This window comes from Corynebacterium endometrii (assembly GCF_004795735.1).
GTDB classification, from domain to species: domain Bacteria; phylum Actinomycetota; class Actinomycetes; order Mycobacteriales; family Mycobacteriaceae; genus Corynebacterium; species Corynebacterium endometrii.
Genome location: NZ_CP039247.1, coordinates 817,302 through 832,872 on the forward strand (window position 1 = coordinate 817,302; position 15,571 = coordinate 832,872).

A 15,571-nucleotide genomic window follows, 5' to 3' on the forward strand; every position below is an offset into this window, starting at 1 on the left:
GTCACTGCCCCGTGGGCCATATGGCGGCCTACACGTCGCGGTCAAGTACACAGCGTTTTGGCGGGGCAGGGCACAGCTTTGGTCCTAACGCCAGGACGGCAGCCACATCATCGACTGGTACCAGCTGTCGCTAATGGTAAAGCCGTACAGGATCGGTGAGAAGTAGACAAACATGGCGATCACCGCGGCCAGATAACACACCACGGCAAAGGTTCCCCAGGTCATTCGCTTGCCACCCAACTCGGCCAACGGCCTCCACGTGATGGCTTTCCCGGCCCCTGAGAGTTGCCCCAGTGTCAGGGAGATAAGCGCAATGACAAATGGGATGAAAGCGGCCGCGTAGAAGAAATACATTTGGCGGTCGTAGCCGGCCAACCACGGCAGGAATCCCGCGAGGAATCCGATTACTGGGATGAGGAAGCGGCGGTCCTTGCGGATTATCAGGCACCACGCGCCCCACAGCACGGCCGGGATGACGGCCCACCAGATGATCGGGGTGCCGAAGAGAAAAAGCATTTGCCGGCAGGTGCCTGAGCCGCATTGAAGATCGGTGTTGGAGTAGTAGAGGATGGGCCGCGCTGACACCAACCACGCCCATGGCTTTGACTCCCAGGGGTGCGAATGGCCCGCAGAGGTGGTCAGGGACGCGTGGAATTCCAACACGGATGAATGGTAGTAGATCCAGTTGGCGAGCGTTTCGGGGAGGTGATGGAGCAGAGAGGTATCTGGGATGGTTCCATCGGACTGCGCATGCCGGTAGACGGCGGTTTCACTGGCGAACCACGAACGCCAAGTCCACGCGTACACTGCCACCGGTATCGCCACGATGGAAGCCAAAGCGGCGGGGGTATCGCGTACCAAGGTTCCAACCACGTAGCGCCATACACCATAGCGGCGGCGCAGCGCCAAATCGGAAAACACGCTCATGAGGCCAAAAAACGCCATGTAGTACAGGCCGGACCACTTCACGGCGAGGGCTAGTCCCAGAAGGATGCCTGCGGCAAAGCGCCACCAGCGGAACCCGAAGCGCGGGCCAAAGGCATGGTTGCCCATAGTGCCCGTTTGCCACGCGCGGTGGAGGCGCTCGCGCATCTGATTGTGATCGCGCGCCAGGGCCCATGCGGCGGCTACGACGAAGGCCACCTGGAAAATGTCCAGCATGCCGAATTTAGAGGAGACTAAAAGCACGCCGTCAAACACGGCTATGAGGCCGGCAAAGGTAGCCACCTGCCAGGATCCTGCTATGGTGCGCACCAGCGCCATCGTGAGCAGCACCGTGGCCACCCCAAAGGTGGCGGTCATAAAGCGCCACCCCAGAGGGGTGTAGCCAAAAACCATTTCGGATAGCGCGATTAATTGCTTAGCTAACGGCGGGTGGACCACCAGGCCGTAGGCCGGATTGGATTCGATGCCGGGCAGGAAAAAATTGTCCCAACTTTTGACCATGTCCCACGCCTGCGGAACGTAATGCTTTTCATCGAATATGGGCGTGCCGCCGGAGGATGGGTGGGGCAAGGAAATAAAGCGCGTAATGAGCGCAAGCACGGCCACGACTGCAGTGGAGACGGTATCCGCCCGGGTCCATTCGTAAGGCAGCGGGGCGGCAGGGCGGAACCGCCCGCGAGCCCCCCGCGGGGAGCGCGCAGCGAAAAGGCGCATGCGGGCAGGCGGGGTGGCTGGATGCGGGGCGGTAGTAGTCACGCGGCCTATCTTAGGGCACCGCGCGAACTCGCAAGGCATCGGTGGGTCACCGGTTGGACGGTGTCTCGATGGGTGCTGCATCGCAATTAACCGGCCCAAGCAAGGGGCTGCTCGCTGGCTTAACTGCAGCCGACGCACAAATCGCGGCATTTATGGAATGCTAGGCTGCATGAGTTTCTCCTTCGCTTTGGACCAGTCCCTCGACCCGCTACCCCGGGGTGTCATTCTGGCGGCAACCCCACTGGGAAACGTTGGTGATGCGTCCGCCCGCCTGATACACGCCCTAGGCCGCGCGGATGTCATTGCGGCGGAGGATACGCGCCGGGTCCGCACCCTCGCCCAAGCCCTGGGCGTGGACATCCGGGGCAAGGTAGTCTCCAACTTCGACCATAACGAATCCCAGCGCACCCAATCCTTGCTCGATGCCGCCCGTTCCGGCACGGTGCTGGTGGTCACGGATGCGGGCATGCCCATAGTCTCCGATCCCGGACATTCCATCGTGGCGGCCGCGGCGGAGGCCGGCGTGCCCGTCACCTGCTTCCCCGGCCCATCCGCGGTACCTACCGCGCTGGCCCTGTCCGGGCTCGGGGTTGGTCACTTCATCTTTGATGGGTTTGCCCCGCGCAAAAGTGGTCCGCGAAAGGCGTGGTTAGAGTCCCTGCGCACCGAGGAACGAGCCGTGGTCTTCTTCGAGTCCCCGCACCGCATCGCGGAAACCCTAGAGCTTGCCGCGGAGCTCCTGGGTGGTGAGCGCCAGGCTGCGGTCTGCCGCGAACTGACAAAAACCTATGAGGAGGTAAAACGCGGCACTCTGGCCGAGCTTGCCGCCTGGGCGTCTAGCGGCGTCCGCGGCGAAATCACCGTTGTACTCGACGGCGGCGCGCCGGGGGCAGAAGATGTTGAGTCCCTGCTGCCTAAGGTCTTCGAATTAGTCGATGGCGGCATGCGTTTGAAGGATGCCTGCAAGCACGCGGCGGCGGGCACTCAGGTATCCAACCGTGAGCTCTACGCCGCGGCCCTGGAACAGCGCTAGCGGCGCGAATGGCTACACTGCCTAGGACCCTGTGGGCTGTCAGCGACCTGCACGTTAACTTTCCGGACAACCGTGCCATGGTGGATGCCCTGCGCCCGCGGACTTCGGGGGACTGGCTGATTGTGGCGGGGGATGTGGCGGACTCCGTGCCGGACGTGGTGCGCACTATGCGCGCTTTGCGCGGGAGGTTTGCTACCGTCATTTGGGCCCCGGGCAATCATGAACTCTATAGCCGTCGCGGGGACAGGTTGAAGGGCAAGTCTAAATACCGCGAGCTGGTAGGTCACATGCGCGCGCTGGGCGTGTCCACACCGGAGGACCCGTTTCCGGTCTTTAGTGGGGTAACCGTATGCCCGTTGTTCACGCTGTATGATTACTCTTTTCGGCCGCTGGGGTTAAGCGCCTCCCAGGCGGTGGCCCGGGCCACGGTACGGCTGGATGACGAGTTGACGATTGCCCCGTACGTGGACGTTATCGAATGGTGCCGCGAGCGAGTGGAATACACGGCCGCGCGCCTGGCAGGAACTAGTGGCCCCACGATTCTGGTCAATCACTGGCCGCTGATTGAAGAACCCACGCGCCGGCTGAAACAACGGGACCTAGCCCTGTGGTGCGGAACCCGTGAGACCAGGATGTGGCCGGTCAAGTACCAGGCGCTGGCGGTCATCCATGGGCACCTGCACATCCCTCTCATCACCAGCCAGGACGGTATTCCCCACATCGAGGTCTCACTGGGGTACCCATTCGAGCGGCAACGTGCGGGTGGCCGCCCCGCCCTGGCCGGGCGGCAGTGGCCGTATCCGGTTGTAGTAGAGCAGTAGCGGTGCACTAAAAGTTGGGTGTTAGTTCACACTCTCAAGGGGCATTGGCTAAGGTAGGAAGCTATGACTGAGCATGTTGTAGTGAATGTTGCCTGGCCGTACGCGAACGGCCCACGCCACATCGGCCACGTTGCCGGCTTCGGCGTTCCTTCTGACGTTTTCGCCCGCTTCCAGCGAATGCGTGGCCGTAACGTGCTCATGGTGTCCGGAACTGATGAGCACGGCACCCCGCTTCTGGTTCAGGCCGATAAGGAAGGCGTCACCGTCCGCGAGCTGGCTGACCGCTACAACCGCCAGATTGTGACCGATCTGGCCGGCCTGGGCCTGACCTATGACCTGTTTACCCGCACTACCACGCGTAACCACTACGCCGTGGTGCAGGAATTGTTCAAGGGCCTGTACGAAAACGGCTACATGATAAAAGAGACCCAGCAGGGAGCGGTGTCCCCATCTACCGGCCGCACCCTTCCTGACCGCTACATCGAGGGAACCTGCCCAATCTGCGGCGCTGACGGTGCTCGCGGCGATCAGTGCGACGATTGCGGTAACCAGTTGGATCCTATCGATCTCATCAACCCGGTCTCCAAGATTAACGGTGAGACTCCTAAGTTCATTGAAACTGAGCACTTTCTACTCGACCTGCCTTCGGTTGCCGAGGCGCTGGCGGAGTGGCTGAAAACCCGTGAGGATTGGCGCCCAAACGTGCTGAAGTTCTCCCAGAATCTGCTGGAAAATGTGCGTCCGCGCGCCATGACCCGTGACATCGACTGGGGCGTGCCCGTCCCAATCGAGGGGTGGGCGGACAATGACGCCAAGAAACTCTACGTGTGGTTCGATGCGGTGGTTGGTTACCTCTCCGCCTCCATTGAGTGGGCATACCGCTCCGGCAAGCCCGACGCCTGGAAGGAATTCTGGCAGGGCGGCAACGCCCGCCACTACTACTTCCAGGGCAAGGACAACATCACGTTCCACTCCCAGATCTGGCCGGGACAGTTGCTGGGTTACGCGGGCAAGGGCGCTAAGGGCGGCGAGCACCACCTTTATGGTGAATTAGACTTGCCAACTGAGATTGTTTCCTCCGAATACCTGACCATGTCTGGCTCTAAGTTTTCCTCGTCCAAGGGCGTTGTCATCTACGTCAAGGACTTCCTTGCGGAGTATGGCCCGGACGCGCTGCGTTACTTCATCGCGGTGGCGGGGCCTGAAAACAATGACACGGACTTTACCTGGGATGAGTTTGTCCGCCGTATCAACAACGAGCTGGCCAACGGCTGGGGCAACCTGGTCAACCGCACTGTTTCCATGGCACACAAGAACTTCGGTGAGGTGCCTACCCCGGGTGAGCTGCAAGAGGCAGACAAGAGGATTCTTGCCTTGGCGGAAGAAAGCTTCGAGAAGGTAGCGGCAAATCTGGAGCAGTCCAAGTTCAAAAATGCGATCGCCGCCGCTATGCATGTGGTGGGCGAGGCCAACGCCTACATCGCTGAGATGGAGCCGTGGAAGTTGGCCAAGGATGATTCCCAGCGTGAGCGCCTAGCCACCGTTTTGTGGACCGCGCTGCAGGTGGTTTCTGACTGCAACGTGATGCTCACCCCGTTCCTGCCGTTTACCGCGCAGAAGGTGCATGAGACCCTGGGGCGCACCGGGGTCTGGGCAGCGGAGCCGCAGATCGAAGAGGTCGTGGATGACATGCCGGTAGAGCTAATCGGCGTGGGCCTACCCGAAGAGGGCCACCCTTACCCAATCATCACCGGTGATTACACCCAGCAGCAGGCGACCTGGTCCCGCGTGGACGTTGTCCCCGGCACTGCTTTGTCCAAGCCAAAGCCGCTGGTGCAAAAGCTCGACCCTGAGCTAGCCGAGACGGGCCCCGAATGGGCCCCGGTCCAGAAATAACTTAAGCCAAGCATAAGGCGGGCCGCTCAACCGCTTCGCGGGACCGGCCCTTGGCTGCGAGCGTGCGTTTGAGCATGTGATGGCGGACGGTAATTGCGAGTTGGGCATTACCGTCCGCTTCTTTATTCCCCCGAAGTACCTAGCGCTACCCTGCGCGGGGAAGGCATTTATCCCGTTGCCCCGGGGACCGTCGGCCCGCCGGATGGGCTGTTGGCCTGACCGCGCGGCCTAATAGTGGCGCGGCCGGCTACAGGGCGTGGCGCGGGAAGTCGCGCTGCAGGTGAACCAGGCCTAGGCGTTTTCCCTGCTTGGTGTGGATATTGGGCATGCGCCCGGTTTCCACGAAGTCGAACTTCTTGTGCAGGGCCAAGGAGGCGGCGTTCGTGTCCACGATGTAGGTGATCATGGTCTGGACGTAATCGTTGCCAGCTGCGTGATCAATAACGGCCTCCATGAGGAGGGAGCCCACGCCCTTGCCTTGCGCGTCGGGGGAGATGTAGATGGTGTCCTCCGCAGTGCCGTAGTAGATGGCCGGGGTGACAAATTGAAAATACGCGGCAAAACCTAGGATCTTGCCCTTATCACCGTCGGCATCGGCCTGCTCGGCTACGAACACCGGATAGCCGTCCTTGGCCAGTGAGTCCATCCACTCAACGCGCTCTTGGGCATCCACCTCCCAAGTCACGAGGTTGGAATCCGGCTGGCCGGAGCCCCAGTTATAGATCTCCGCCATGGCGGGGGCGTCTGCGTGGGTGGCCGGGCGAATGATTACTTCTGGCATGGGAGTGTCCTAACCGGTGGTGGGCTGCATGAGAATTACATCATGCCATGGGGCGGATCTGTGGCCAATCTGACATGCCGTCACCGTTGCCTCGACCCGCGCGTTCGCGCGAGCAAACAGCCAGATACCATGCCGCGGCGTGGCTGCTGGGGACCGTGGAATACTACGGGGAGAGCTAGCAGGCAAGCTGAAGGTAGGCCAGGTTGACCCACTCGCCGAACTTCCGGCTGACCTCTTGAAGCACACCCTTGAGTTCAAACCCCAGCTTGTAATGGAGTCTGAGGGAAGGCTCGTTGTCATCTACAATCTTGGCCACCATGGTGTGGCAGCGCTCATCGCGCCGGGCCCGCTCGATGAGTTCTTTCATCAACGCGTACCCCGCACCCTGGCCGTGGGCGTCGGGGGAGATGTACACCGTGTTTTCCATGCTGCCAATCCACACCACGGGATCTCCCAGCGGCTTGTAATGGGCAAAGCCTAGGACTGTATCCGCATCATCTACCGCCACCAGCTGAGGGTAGCCGCCGCTATCGAGGCGATGGAAAAACCCCTCGCGCTCCTCGACGGTGGCCGTGTGGGCTCGGAAGATCGCGTTAGTCTCGGAAATCGCCCAATTAAGGATGTCCGTCATAGCGGGAACATCATCGATGGTTGCTTCGCGAATACGCATGGCGAACAGATTACTAGCAACAAACGCGTGGCTTTCTATAATGGCCACCATGTCAAAGAAAAAGCCACGCCCCGTCCCCGTCCCAGCCGGAACCATCCCCAACCTGGTGGACGCGCACACGCATCTCGCCTCGTGCAAGGCCACCACGCAGGGGGATGTCACCGCATTGATGGAGCGGGCCGCGGCCGCTGGGGTTTCCAAACTTTGCACCGTGGGAGATGGCCTGGAGGAGGCCCAACAGGCGCTGGAGGCAGCGCACATGGATGAGCGCATCTACGCCGCGTGCGCCATCCACCCAACCCGCGCGCACGAGCTGGATGCGGCGGCCCGCGCCCGCTTGAGCGAGATGGCAGCGGACCCCCGCTGCGTGGCCATCGGTGAAACCGGTATTGATACGTATTGGATTAAGCACGAACCGGAGCGAACCGCACCCCTAGACGTACAGGAAGAGGCGCTGCGGTGGCACATCGATCTTGCGGTGGAGACGGGCAAGGCGCTGATGATTCACAACCGCGAGGGCGATGAGGAACTCATGCGCATCTTGGCGGACGCGCCGGTACCACGAGTGACGATGCTGCACTGCTTCTCATCCCCATTGGATGTGGCCAAGGAGGCGCTGGAGCGCGGATACGTTCTGTCTTTCGCGGGCAACGTGACCTTCAAGCGCAATGATGAACTGCGGCTAGCGGCGGGTTTGGCGCCGGCCGGCCAGCTGCTCATCGAGACCGATGCGCCGTACATGACGCCGGAACCTTTCCGCGGGGCGCGCAATGAACCCGCGCTTATCGGGCATACGGCGCAGTGTGTCGCGGAGGCCCGCGGCATGGCCGTCGAGGAACTCGCGCAGGAGGTCTCCGCCACCTTCGATAAGGTTTACGGGCTGAGCTAACCCCAGTGTGTTGATCCTCACAACGGGAGAACGCGCAGCTTGCGCGGTAAAAGCGTGGCCAGTGTGACGGGTGAGGGGCGTGTTGATGGGGATTCGCTGCGCCCCTCGCGCGGCGGTAACTGTTATCGTATTGTTACTAATTATTCGCCCATGCGTTACTATGCTGCGTTGAGGTCCTCCCGTACACGCGCGGCGTGGGCCACCATGATGAAAAGTCCAAAACCTGGGCTCCACTTCAGATTCACGGAAGAGATGAATGTCTACCTCTAACCAGATCAAGCGAATCAACAACACTCGCTCTATGCCCCTGCGCCTGGCCACCGGTGGGGTCTTGGGCACGCTGGCCGTTGGGGGAGTAGTGGCCGCAGGTACTCACAAGGACATCACGCTGGATCTCAATGGAGAAAAGACCCAGCTGTCCTCCTTCAGCGGGTCCGTAGGGGACGTGCTGGCGGCCGCCGGCGTAGATATCAACCCCGATGACCTGGTTTACCCGGCACCGTCGGAGGATGTCGCTGACGGCGAAACCGTGACCGTACGCACCGCCAAGCCCGTCGCCGTGGTCATCGATGGCGTTGAAACCCAGCTGTCTTCTACCGCTCTCACGGTGCAGGACTTGGTGGGTTCCCTGGGGGATGTAGCCCCGGGTGCTTCCGTTACTGATGCGGAAGGCAATGAGGTTGACTCGGAACGGGTGACGGAGGGCATGGAGCTGCAAATCACCTCTCCGAAGATTATTTCCGTAGTCGACGGCGGCAAAGCGACCTTCACTAAAATCGCGGCACAGACCGTAGGGGACGTTCTTGAGGCGCGCGGCGTGGAACTGGGTGCGCATGACGTGGTTACCCCGGCAGTGGAGACTCCCACGGCTGAGGGAATGAGGATCAACGTCGACCGCGTTGAGTTCGTGGAGGAAACCCTCACCGAGGAATTCGACGCGGAGCCAACCTACGTTGATAACCCGGAGCTCGAGGCGGGTGTTGAAGAGGTTCAGACCCCAGGGCAAAAGGGAGAGCGCACCAAGACTGAGCGCATTAAGAAGGTCAATGGCCGGGAAGAATCCCGCGAGGTAATCGAGGAAGAGGAGATCCGCCCAGCGGTAGCCGCCGTGATTTCCCGCGGAACCAAGGAATCGCCCGCCGCGCCGTCAGTTGCCGGCGGTTCCGTCTGGGACTCCCTCGCGCAGTGTGAGGCCACGGGTAACTGGAGCATCAACACTGGCAACGGCTACTCCGGTGGCCTGCAGTTCTCCCCGTCCACCTGGCTCGCATACGGCGGCGGGGACTACGCCCCAGAGGCGTGGATGGCCTCCCGTGAGCAGCAGATTGACGTGGCTACCCGGGTGCAGGCGGCTCAGGGATGGGGCGCCTGGCCGGCGTGCACCGCGAAGCTTGGCATTCGATAAGCCGCATCGACGTAAAAAGCCCCGCGCCGCATCACGAGTTTGTCCTCGTGCGGGCGCGGGGTTGTGACGTTTCGTGCCGGTATTGAACTAGATTGGAATCCATGACTGAATCCTCTGTGGCGCTCCTAGGGCCGGTTGAAATCCGCCAGCTTGCAGAAAAGCTGGAGGTGAACCCCACGAAGAAGTTGGGGCAAAACTTCCTGCATGACCCCAACACGATCCGCAAGATCGTGGCGGCCGCGGACCTAGACCGCCAAGACCGGGTGGTAGAGGTTGGCCCGGGGCTGGGCTCGCTAACCCTCGGCCTGCTTGAAGCGGTGGATCAGGTCACCGCGGTGGAAATCGATCCGCGCCTCGCCGCACAGCTCCCGCACACCGTCCGCGAACGCGCGCCCCGGCAGGCGGATAATCTGAAGCTCATCGAAAAGGACGCGTTGAAGGTCCTCCCTCAGGATCTGTTTCAGGAACAGGGTGGTCCCACCGCGCTGGTGGCTAACTTGCCCTATAACGTCTCAGTGCCGGTGCTCCTGCACTTGCTGGAGACTTTCCCCAGCATTCGCCGGGTGTTAGTCATGGTGCAGCTGGAGGTGGCGGAGCGCCTTGCCGCGAAACCCGGAACCAAAATATACGGTGTTCCCTCCGTCAAGGCGGCGTTTTACGGGCAGGTGCGCCAGGCCGGCAACATCGGCAAGAACGTGTTCTGGCCGGCTCCTAACATCGACTCAGGGCTGGTCCGCATCGATTGCTTTGATCCCGGCCAGGCTCCGTGGCCTATCAACGACGAGTCGCGCGCCAAGGTATGGCCGGTGGTGGATGCGGCCTTCGCCCAGCGCCGCAAGACCCTGCGCGCCGCGCTGTCCGGGCTTTATGGGTCCGGTGCCGCCGCTGAGGAGGCCCTCGTTGCCGCCGGTATTGACCCTAGGCAACGCGGTGAGAAAATCTCCGTTGCCGATTTCGTGCGCCTGAGCGGGGTGGAATAAATGTCGGCGCCCATGAGCTTCGACCCGCGCGTGTGGACCGCGCACGCCCACGCTAAGGTGAACCTGCATCTGGGCGTGGCCGAGCCGCGTGAGGATGGCTTCCACGAGCTGGCCACCGTCTTTCAGTCACTGAGCATCCATGACGTGGTGACGCTGGAGGAAGTGGGCGGCCCAACGGGGGCGTCGAGCAGCGCTAGCCGCGTGCTTTCCCTCGAGGTAGATGGCCCCTACGCCCTGGGTGTTCCAGCCGATTCATCTAACCTGGCCTGGCGCGCCGTGGACCTGGTGGCCAGCCGCCTGCGGGAAAAGTTCGGCCCGCGTGATCTGCCTCAGGTAGCCCTCTACCTCACCAAGGGCATCCCGGCCGCCGGGGGAATGGCTGGGGGCTCCGCGGATTGTGCAGCCGCCCTGCGCCTGGCGGATAGGTGCTTTAGCCAGTACTACACCATGGACACCTTGGGCGAGGATGAGCTAATGGGGCTGGCCGCGCAGCTTGGCTCCGATGTTCCCTTTACCCTGATGGGGGGAACGGCGCTGGGGACCGGCCGCGGTGAGCAGCTGACCCCCATGATCTCCCGCGGCAGCTACGCGTGGGCGTTTATCTCCTCCCACGAGGGGCTTTCCACCCCCGCAGTCTTCGCCAAACTCGATGAGCTGCGCGCCGCGGGACGGGGCGTTGGGCCAAGCATGGACACCACCGCGGTGGGCCAGGCGTTGATGAGCGGCAAGGCACAAAGGCTGGCCGGTGCCCTGGCCAACGATCTGCAAGCGGCGGCAGTATCCCTGCGCCCGGATCTGCGAAAGACGCTTAAGGCGGGTAAGGCTGCCGGTGCGCTGTGTGGAATCGTCTCCGGTTCCGGGCCCACGTGCGCTTTCCTGTGCGAGGATGAGGGCATCGCCGCGGACGTTGTCTCCCAAGTCACCGTTGAAATACCAAAGACCCGCGGCTTTGTGGCCACGGGTCCGGCGGCTGGCGCGGTGCTTGTCTAACCAATCGCGGTTGGAATTCGCCGCACGGCCAATGGTTTACTCCGGTTTACTCCACGGTCATTTCAACCGGGGTGACGTCCAGCTTGTGGCGGACGGGTTCGGCGTCGCTGAGTAGGTCGATGACCACCAGCTCTTTGTTTTCTGCGTCGGTGACGTAGGCGTAGCCGTTGTCAGATTTGAGGATAGGGCCGGGTAGCTGCCATTTTTCCTTCTCCTCCCACGGCTCGATCGCCTTGATCTTCTTAGTCACCTCGCCGGATTCCGGATCGATGACGTTGAGATTGCCGTCATAGGTCAGCACCAGGCCCTCGCCCTGCGGGCCGCGGGCCAGGGAGCGGAACCAGTAGGAAGAACCCAGTTCAATCTCCTTGGCCTCGCCGGTAGCCGAGTTGATGAATGCCACGGAGGTGGGGCGCTCAAACTCGGCGTCCTCCTCGGTTTTGTTATCGCCAAGGACCCACTCGGATTCCTCGGAGCCGGCCAGGTTGCCGGAGCGCTGGTAGCCGCCCTCACCCGCGTACGAGGAGACGTCTACCTTGGTAAATTCCTTGCCGTCGAAAATGACCGGGCCGTCCTCGCAGCCGAATACCAGCCTGCCATCCGCGGCTGCGGCCTCACCGTGGACGTTTCGGCAGTCCGTGGTCTCTGCGAGGGTTTCGCCGGCTTCGTCGATGTGCCGGATGGTAAACCGTTCATCCTCGTTGCCCACGGTGTGGACCACGGAACCATCTGCAAATGGCACGGCCACGCCGTGGTGTGCCTCGCCGGTGTTGATGGTGCGGACGTTGGATGGCTCGCCGGTTTCGGCGGATTCGTAGATTTGGATGGTGCCATCGCCATCGGAGAACAGCGCGGTCAGGCCGTCGTGGGTGACCACATGGCCGGCCTTGGGGGCATCAAACTCCACGTCCGTGGGTCGGGGGTCCGCGGTGTAGTAGTGCTCGTGGTCGCCGTGCGGTGTGGTAATCAGGCCCAGATCGTAGGCCTCGAATTTATCGCCGTTGATGACCATTGCGTGGCGACCATCGCCGGCGCCGGCCAGGCGCAAGAAGCCCTCCTTGGCGTCATCGCCTAGGACTTCGCCGGTCTTGGCGTCCAAAGTCAGCAGCCCGCCCTCCTCGTAGGCGATGAGGACGCGGGCGGGTAGGGAGGCCACCTCAACTTCGCCGGCCTTTTCTTCGCCATGTTGGCCTTGCTCGGTGGATTCGGCGGGTGATGCGGTGGCCTCGGTGGAAGGGGTCTGGTCCCCGGGCTCTTCCGCCGCGGGCGAACACGCGGTGGCGAGGATTCCCGCCGCGCCGATAGTGACAATCGTTTTAATTAATTTCCTGGACATGGGAGGAGACCTTAAATCTTTTGAAAAAGATTTGCAATACTGCGCTGGTGTGGGTGTCCCCGGCCCGCCCCGGCTAAGATTGGAGGGGTTATGGCGAATCTCATCAACCTGGAACAGGTATCTAAGTCTTTTGGGCTAAAGACCCTGCTGGACGGCGTGTCGCTCGGTGTGCAGACCGGGGACCGCATCGGCATCGTCGGGGTTAACGGCGGCGGTAAAACCACCCTGTTGGAGGTGCTGACCGGAATCGAACCGCCGGACGCCGGCCGCGTGTCCCACAACTCCGATCTCCGCATGGCCGTGGTAACCCAGCGCTTCGAGTTGGACGAGCAGCTCACCATTGGCCAAGTAGTGGTGGAGCCGCTAGGCCTTGAGGTATTCGAGTGGGCGTCGAACTCCAAGGTCCGCGACGTTCTCGCCGGTCTTGGCATCGTCGACCTGGGGCTTGAAACGCGGGTGGGTAACCTCTCCGGCGGCGAGCGCCGCCGAGTCAACCTCGCCGCGGCGCTGGTGCAGGATTTAGACCTTGTGGTCCTGGATGAGCCCACCAACCACCTCGACGTGGAGGGCGTCCAGTGGCTGGCAAGCCACCTGCTCGCCCGCAAGCTGGCCGTCATAGTAGTCACCCACGACCGCTGGTTCCTGGACACCGTGGCCACTGTGACCTGGGAAGTTCACGACGGGGTGGTGGACACCTACGAGGGTGGTTATAACGATTGGACCTTCGCGCGAGCAGAGCGCGCCCGGCAGGCCGATGCCATGGAGCAGCGCCGCCAGAACTTAGCGCGCAAAGAGTTGGCCTGGTTGCGTCGCGGTGCGCCCGCGCGAACCTCGAAACCCCGCTACCGCATCGAGGCCGCCGAGGCGCTGATTTCAAACGTCCCCGAGCCGCGCAACAAAGTGGAGCTCATGGCCTTTTCCAAGCAGCGGCAGGGCCGCGTGGTCATTGAGCTTGAGGATGCCACCATCACCTCGCCGGACGGGCGCACCCTCGTCGACCGCCTCACCTGGCGCCTAGCACCGGGGGAGCGAATCGGGCTGGTAGGCGTTAACGGTTCCGGCAAGACCACCCTGCTGCGCGCCCTAGCCGGGGAGCATCCGTTGGAGGCCGGCAAGCGTATCCAGGGACAGACCGTCCGGCTGGGCTGGCTGAAGCAGGAACTCGATGACCTGGATCCAACGCGGCGCCTGCTCGATGCGGTGGAAGACGTGGCAAACTACGTTCGCCTGGGCAAGAAGGAACTTTCCGCGTCCCAGCTGTGCGAGCGCCTTGGGTTTTCGCCCAAGCGCCAGCGCACCCCGGTGGGGGACCTCTCCGGCGGTGAGCGCCGCCGCTTGCAGCTAACTCGCGTGCTGATGGCCGAGCCTAACGTGCTGTTACTGGATGAGCCCACCAATGACCTGGATATCGACACGCTGCAGGAGTTGGAATCCCTGCTGGATTCCTGGCCGGGAACCATGGTGGTCATCTCGCATGACCGTTACCTGATCGAGCGCATCGCGGACAACACCCACGCGCTTTTCGGCGATGGCAAGCTCACCAACCTGCCCGGCGGCATCGATGAATACCTGCGCCGCCGCGCAGCGATGGATGCGGCGTTGCCCCAGGGCACGCTGGATCTGGGCGGAGCCTCCGCATCATCTTCCGACGCCGCCCCGTCCGCCGCCACCGTAGCGGACCCCGCGGGTCCATCCGCTACCCCGGCCAAGGCCCCGGCGAAGTCCAATGGCCTGAGCTCGCAGCAGGAGCGCGAAATCACAAAGAAAATGAACTCGGTGGAGCGCAAGATGGGCAAGCTCGATCCCCGGATAGAAAAGATTCATCAGGACATGGCCGCGGCGGCGGAAATCGTGGACACCGAGGCGCTGACGCGGCTCGATGGTGAATTAAAGGCCTTGCAGGCAGAACGCGAAGAATTAGAGATGGAGTGGCTCGAACTGGGTGAGCGATTGGAAGGCTGATTCCGGCCATTAACCCGCCACGCTGGACTCATTAGCGGATGCAATCGCCGCCATAGTGTGGAATCATGGCGGCTATGAGCATTTCACAGCGCGTCATTGCGGCCTCTATTGCCACCGCGGCGGCCCTCGCCGGAACCGGCGTGGCTAACGCCGCACCGGCTAATCCACTCGAGCAGTTGTCCTCCCAGGTGCGGCTCCCTGAACTTAGGGTCCCGGAGTTTCAGCTGCCGAAGGAAGTCACCCAGCTGTCTTCCCAATTTGGCCTCGAAGTACCCGAGTTCCTCATCAGCCCTAGCATTACCTCCACGGGCGCCGAGCTCAAGGCTAAGACCACTGGTCACCTCAAGCAGGTTGGCCACATTGAGGACGGTAACGCCACGGGCATCGCCCAGGAGTGGGCTAACCAGGGCGCACGCGGGCAGCTGCGGTTCCATTCCGGCTCCCAGCGTGGGCTAACCCACAATGACAGGGGCACAGGTTCCGTGAAGAAGCTCACCGTCAGTGCGGCCAAGGAGCGCATCAATTGGCTCAACCGTAAGGCCAACCGGACCCCCAAGCCCCAGCGCTTCGGTGTAGCCACCGCGACGGACGGGACCTACATCTACGTAGCTGAGTACTTCTTCGACTAGAGCCTGAGCCCTCGCCGCGGATCCCTCGCACCGTAGCCAGCGCCGGTTGCACGTCATCGGCGCTGGCTTTCTGCGTGCCGGGGAGCGCGCCGGTAGGATGGGATCCATGATTTTGATCAACGTAAAGTACGAAGTCCGCCCGGAATATGAAGAGACTTTCCTGCAGGAAGTGGCCTGGTTTACGGATGCCACCCGCGCCGAGGAGGGAAACATCTTCTTTGACTGGTACAAGGACCCGGACAAGTCCAACGGTTACCTGCTGATCGAGGCATTCCAGGATGATGCGGCCGAGGCCCATGTGAACTCCGAGCACTTCCAGCGCGCGTGCGATGAGATGCCCCGGTACCTGCTTAAGACCCCAGATATCATCAACACCACCATTGAGGGCAAAACCACCTGGGATAAGATGGCGGAATTCCAGGTCGAGGAAGACTAGGCTTTTTGCCGCGAGGCCGCTTCCCGCGCATAAATCTTGCGC

At 62.2% G+C, this 15,571-nt stretch carries 14 protein-coding genes; 10 read left to right on the forward strand and 4 right to left on the reverse strand.

Annotation, left to right across the window (positions count from 1 at the left end):
- Positions 1-84: 84 nt before the first annotated feature.
- Entirely contained in the window at positions 85-1,659 is a 1,575-nt protein-coding gene (locus CENDO_RS03720; protein WP_136142127.1) for a dolichyl-phosphate-mannose--protein mannosyltransferase, read from the reverse strand.
- Between the two features lie 211 nt (positions 1,660-1,870).
- Here CENDO_RS03720 and rsmI point away from each other — a divergent pair, with 211 nt between their 5' ends.
- The 3 genes from rsmI (at position 1,871) to metG (ending at position 5,451) form a co-directional block, all read left to right on the forward strand.
- Positions 1,871-2,734 (forward strand): 16S rRNA (cytidine(1402)-2'-O)-methyltransferase, encoded by an 864-nt coding sequence (rsmI, locus tag CENDO_RS03725; RefSeq protein ID WP_136140841.1) that lies wholly within the window; start codon positions 1,871-1,873, stop codon positions 2,732-2,734.
- A 17-nt stretch (positions 2,735-2,751) separates the two neighbouring features.
- On the forward strand, positions 2,752-3,555 hold the full coding sequence (locus CENDO_RS03730; RefSeq protein ID WP_136142128.1) for a metallophosphoesterase family protein: 804 nt from the start codon (positions 2,752-2,754) through the stop codon (positions 3,553-3,555).
- A gap of 63 nt (positions 3,556-3,618) precedes the next feature.
- Entirely contained in the window at positions 3,619-5,451 is a 1,833-nt protein-coding gene (metG, locus tag CENDO_RS03735; RefSeq protein ID WP_136140842.1) for a methionine--tRNA ligase, read from the forward strand.
- Between the two features lie 247 nt (positions 5,452-5,698).
- Here metG and CENDO_RS03740 read toward each other — a convergent pair whose 3' ends face one another.
- Positions 5,699-6,232 carry a GNAT family N-acetyltransferase gene (locus CENDO_RS03740; RefSeq protein WP_136140843.1) on the reverse strand — a complete coding sequence of 178 codons (534 nt, stop codon included), beginning with the start codon at positions 6,230-6,232 and terminating at the stop codon, positions 5,699-5,701.
- A gap of 175 nt (positions 6,233-6,407) precedes the next feature.
- A complete protein-coding gene (locus tag CENDO_RS03745; protein WP_136140844.1) occupies positions 6,408-6,902 on the reverse strand; it encodes a GNAT family N-acetyltransferase in 495 nt (164 codons plus the stop codon).
- Positions 6,903-6,951: 49 nt separating this feature from the next.
- On the opposite strand from CENDO_RS03745, the gene CENDO_RS03750 reads away from it, so the two are divergent.
- The 4 genes from CENDO_RS03750 to CENDO_RS03765 all read left to right on the forward strand — a co-directional run bounded on the left by CENDO_RS03750 (position 6,952) and on the right by CENDO_RS03765 (position 11,166).
- A complete protein-coding gene (locus CENDO_RS03750; protein ID WP_136140845.1) occupies positions 6,952-7,791 on the forward strand; it encodes a TatD family hydrolase in 840 nt (279 codons plus the stop codon).
- Between the two features lie 256 nt (positions 7,792-8,047).
- Complete coding sequence (locus CENDO_RS03755; protein ID WP_136140846.1) at positions 8,048-9,196, forward strand: resuscitation-promoting factor; 1,149 nt, start codon at positions 8,048-8,050, stop codon at positions 9,194-9,196.
- A gap of 101 nt (positions 9,197-9,297) precedes the next feature.
- Positions 9,298-10,176, forward strand: coding sequence for a 16S rRNA (adenine(1518)-N(6)/adenine(1519)-N(6))-dimethyltransferase RsmA (rsmA, locus tag CENDO_RS03760; RefSeq protein WP_136140847.1), 879 nt, complete (start codon positions 9,298-9,300; stop codon positions 10,174-10,176).
- Positions 10,177-11,166, forward strand: a complete 990-nt coding sequence (locus CENDO_RS03765) for a 4-(cytidine 5'-diphospho)-2-C-methyl-D-erythritol kinase (RefSeq protein WP_136140848.1) — start codon at positions 10,177-10,179, stop codon at positions 11,164-11,166. It abuts the gene before it with no gap.
- 46 nt (positions 11,167-11,212) lie between these two features.
- Here CENDO_RS03765 and CENDO_RS03770 read toward each other — a convergent pair whose 3' ends face one another.
- The gene (locus tag CENDO_RS03770) at positions 11,213-12,502 is read right to left on the reverse strand and encodes an NHL repeat-containing protein (protein ID WP_136140849.1); all 1,290 of its coding nucleotides are present in this window, start codon (positions 12,500-12,502) and stop codon (positions 11,213-11,215) included.
- Positions 12,503-12,592: 90 nt separating this feature from the next.
- Here CENDO_RS03770 and CENDO_RS03775 point away from each other — a divergent pair, with 90 nt between their 5' ends.
- From CENDO_RS03775 to CENDO_RS03785, 3 genes are all read left to right on the forward strand, one after another.
- The gene (locus CENDO_RS03775) at positions 12,593-14,464 is read left to right on the forward strand and encodes an ABC-F family ATP-binding cassette domain-containing protein (RefSeq protein ID WP_136140850.1); all 1,872 of its coding nucleotides are present in this window, start codon (positions 12,593-12,595) and stop codon (positions 14,462-14,464) included.
- 74 nt (positions 14,465-14,538) lie between these two features.
- A complete protein-coding gene (locus CENDO_RS03780; protein WP_136140851.1) occupies positions 14,539-15,093 on the forward strand; it encodes a hypothetical protein in 555 nt (184 codons plus the stop codon).
- A gap of 106 nt (positions 15,094-15,199) precedes the next feature.
- Positions 15,200-15,529, forward strand: a complete 330-nt coding sequence (locus CENDO_RS03785) for a putative quinol monooxygenase (protein WP_136140852.1) — start codon at positions 15,200-15,202, stop codon at positions 15,527-15,529.
- The last annotated feature ends 42 nt before the right edge of the window (positions 15,530-15,571 follow it).

What these genes read in the sequence shown, in the direction of transcription:
- CENDO_RS03720 (WP_136142127.1), bottom strand. Translation starts at nt 1,659, where the DNA reads ATGCGCCTTTTCGCTGCGCGCTCCCCGCGGGGGGCTCGCGGGCGGTTC.
- rsmI (WP_136140841.1), top strand. Translation starts at nt 1,871, where the DNA reads ATGAGTTTCTCCTTCGCTTTGGACCAGTCCCTCGACCCGCTACCCCGG.
- metG (WP_136140842.1), top strand. Translation starts at nt 3,619, where the DNA reads ATGACTGAGCATGTTGTAGTGAATGTTGCCTGGCCGTACGCGAACGGC.
- CENDO_RS03740 (WP_136140843.1), bottom strand. Translation starts at nt 6,232, where the DNA reads ATGCCAGAAGTAATCATTCGCCCGGCCACCCACGCAGACGCCCCCGCC.
- CENDO_RS03745 (WP_136140844.1), bottom strand. Translation starts at nt 6,902, where the DNA reads ATGCGTATTCGCGAAGCAACCATCGATGATGTTCCCGCTATGACGGAC.
- CENDO_RS03750 (WP_136140845.1), top strand. Translation starts at nt 6,952, where the DNA reads ATGTCAAAGAAAAAGCCACGCCCCGTCCCCGTCCCAGCCGGAACCATC.
- CENDO_RS03755 (WP_136140846.1), top strand. Translation starts at nt 8,048, where the DNA reads ATGTCTACCTCTAACCAGATCAAGCGAATCAACAACACTCGCTCTATG.
- rsmA (WP_136140847.1), top strand. Translation starts at nt 9,298, where the DNA reads ATGACTGAATCCTCTGTGGCGCTCCTAGGGCCGGTTGAAATCCGCCAG.
- CENDO_RS03765 (WP_136140848.1), top strand. Translation starts at nt 10,177, where the DNA reads ATGTCGGCGCCCATGAGCTTCGACCCGCGCGTGTGGACCGCGCACGCC.
- CENDO_RS03770 (WP_136140849.1), bottom strand. Translation starts at nt 12,502, where the DNA reads ATGTCCAGGAAATTAATTAAAACGATTGTCACTATCGGCGCGGCGGGA.
- CENDO_RS03775 (WP_136140850.1), top strand. Translation starts at nt 12,593, where the DNA reads ATGGCGAATCTCATCAACCTGGAACAGGTATCTAAGTCTTTTGGGCTA.
- CENDO_RS03780 (WP_136140851.1), top strand. Translation starts at nt 14,539, where the DNA reads ATGAGCATTTCACAGCGCGTCATTGCGGCCTCTATTGCCACCGCGGCG.
- CENDO_RS03785 (WP_136140852.1), top strand. Translation starts at nt 15,200, where the DNA reads ATGATTTTGATCAACGTAAAGTACGAAGTCCGCCCGGAATATGAAGAG.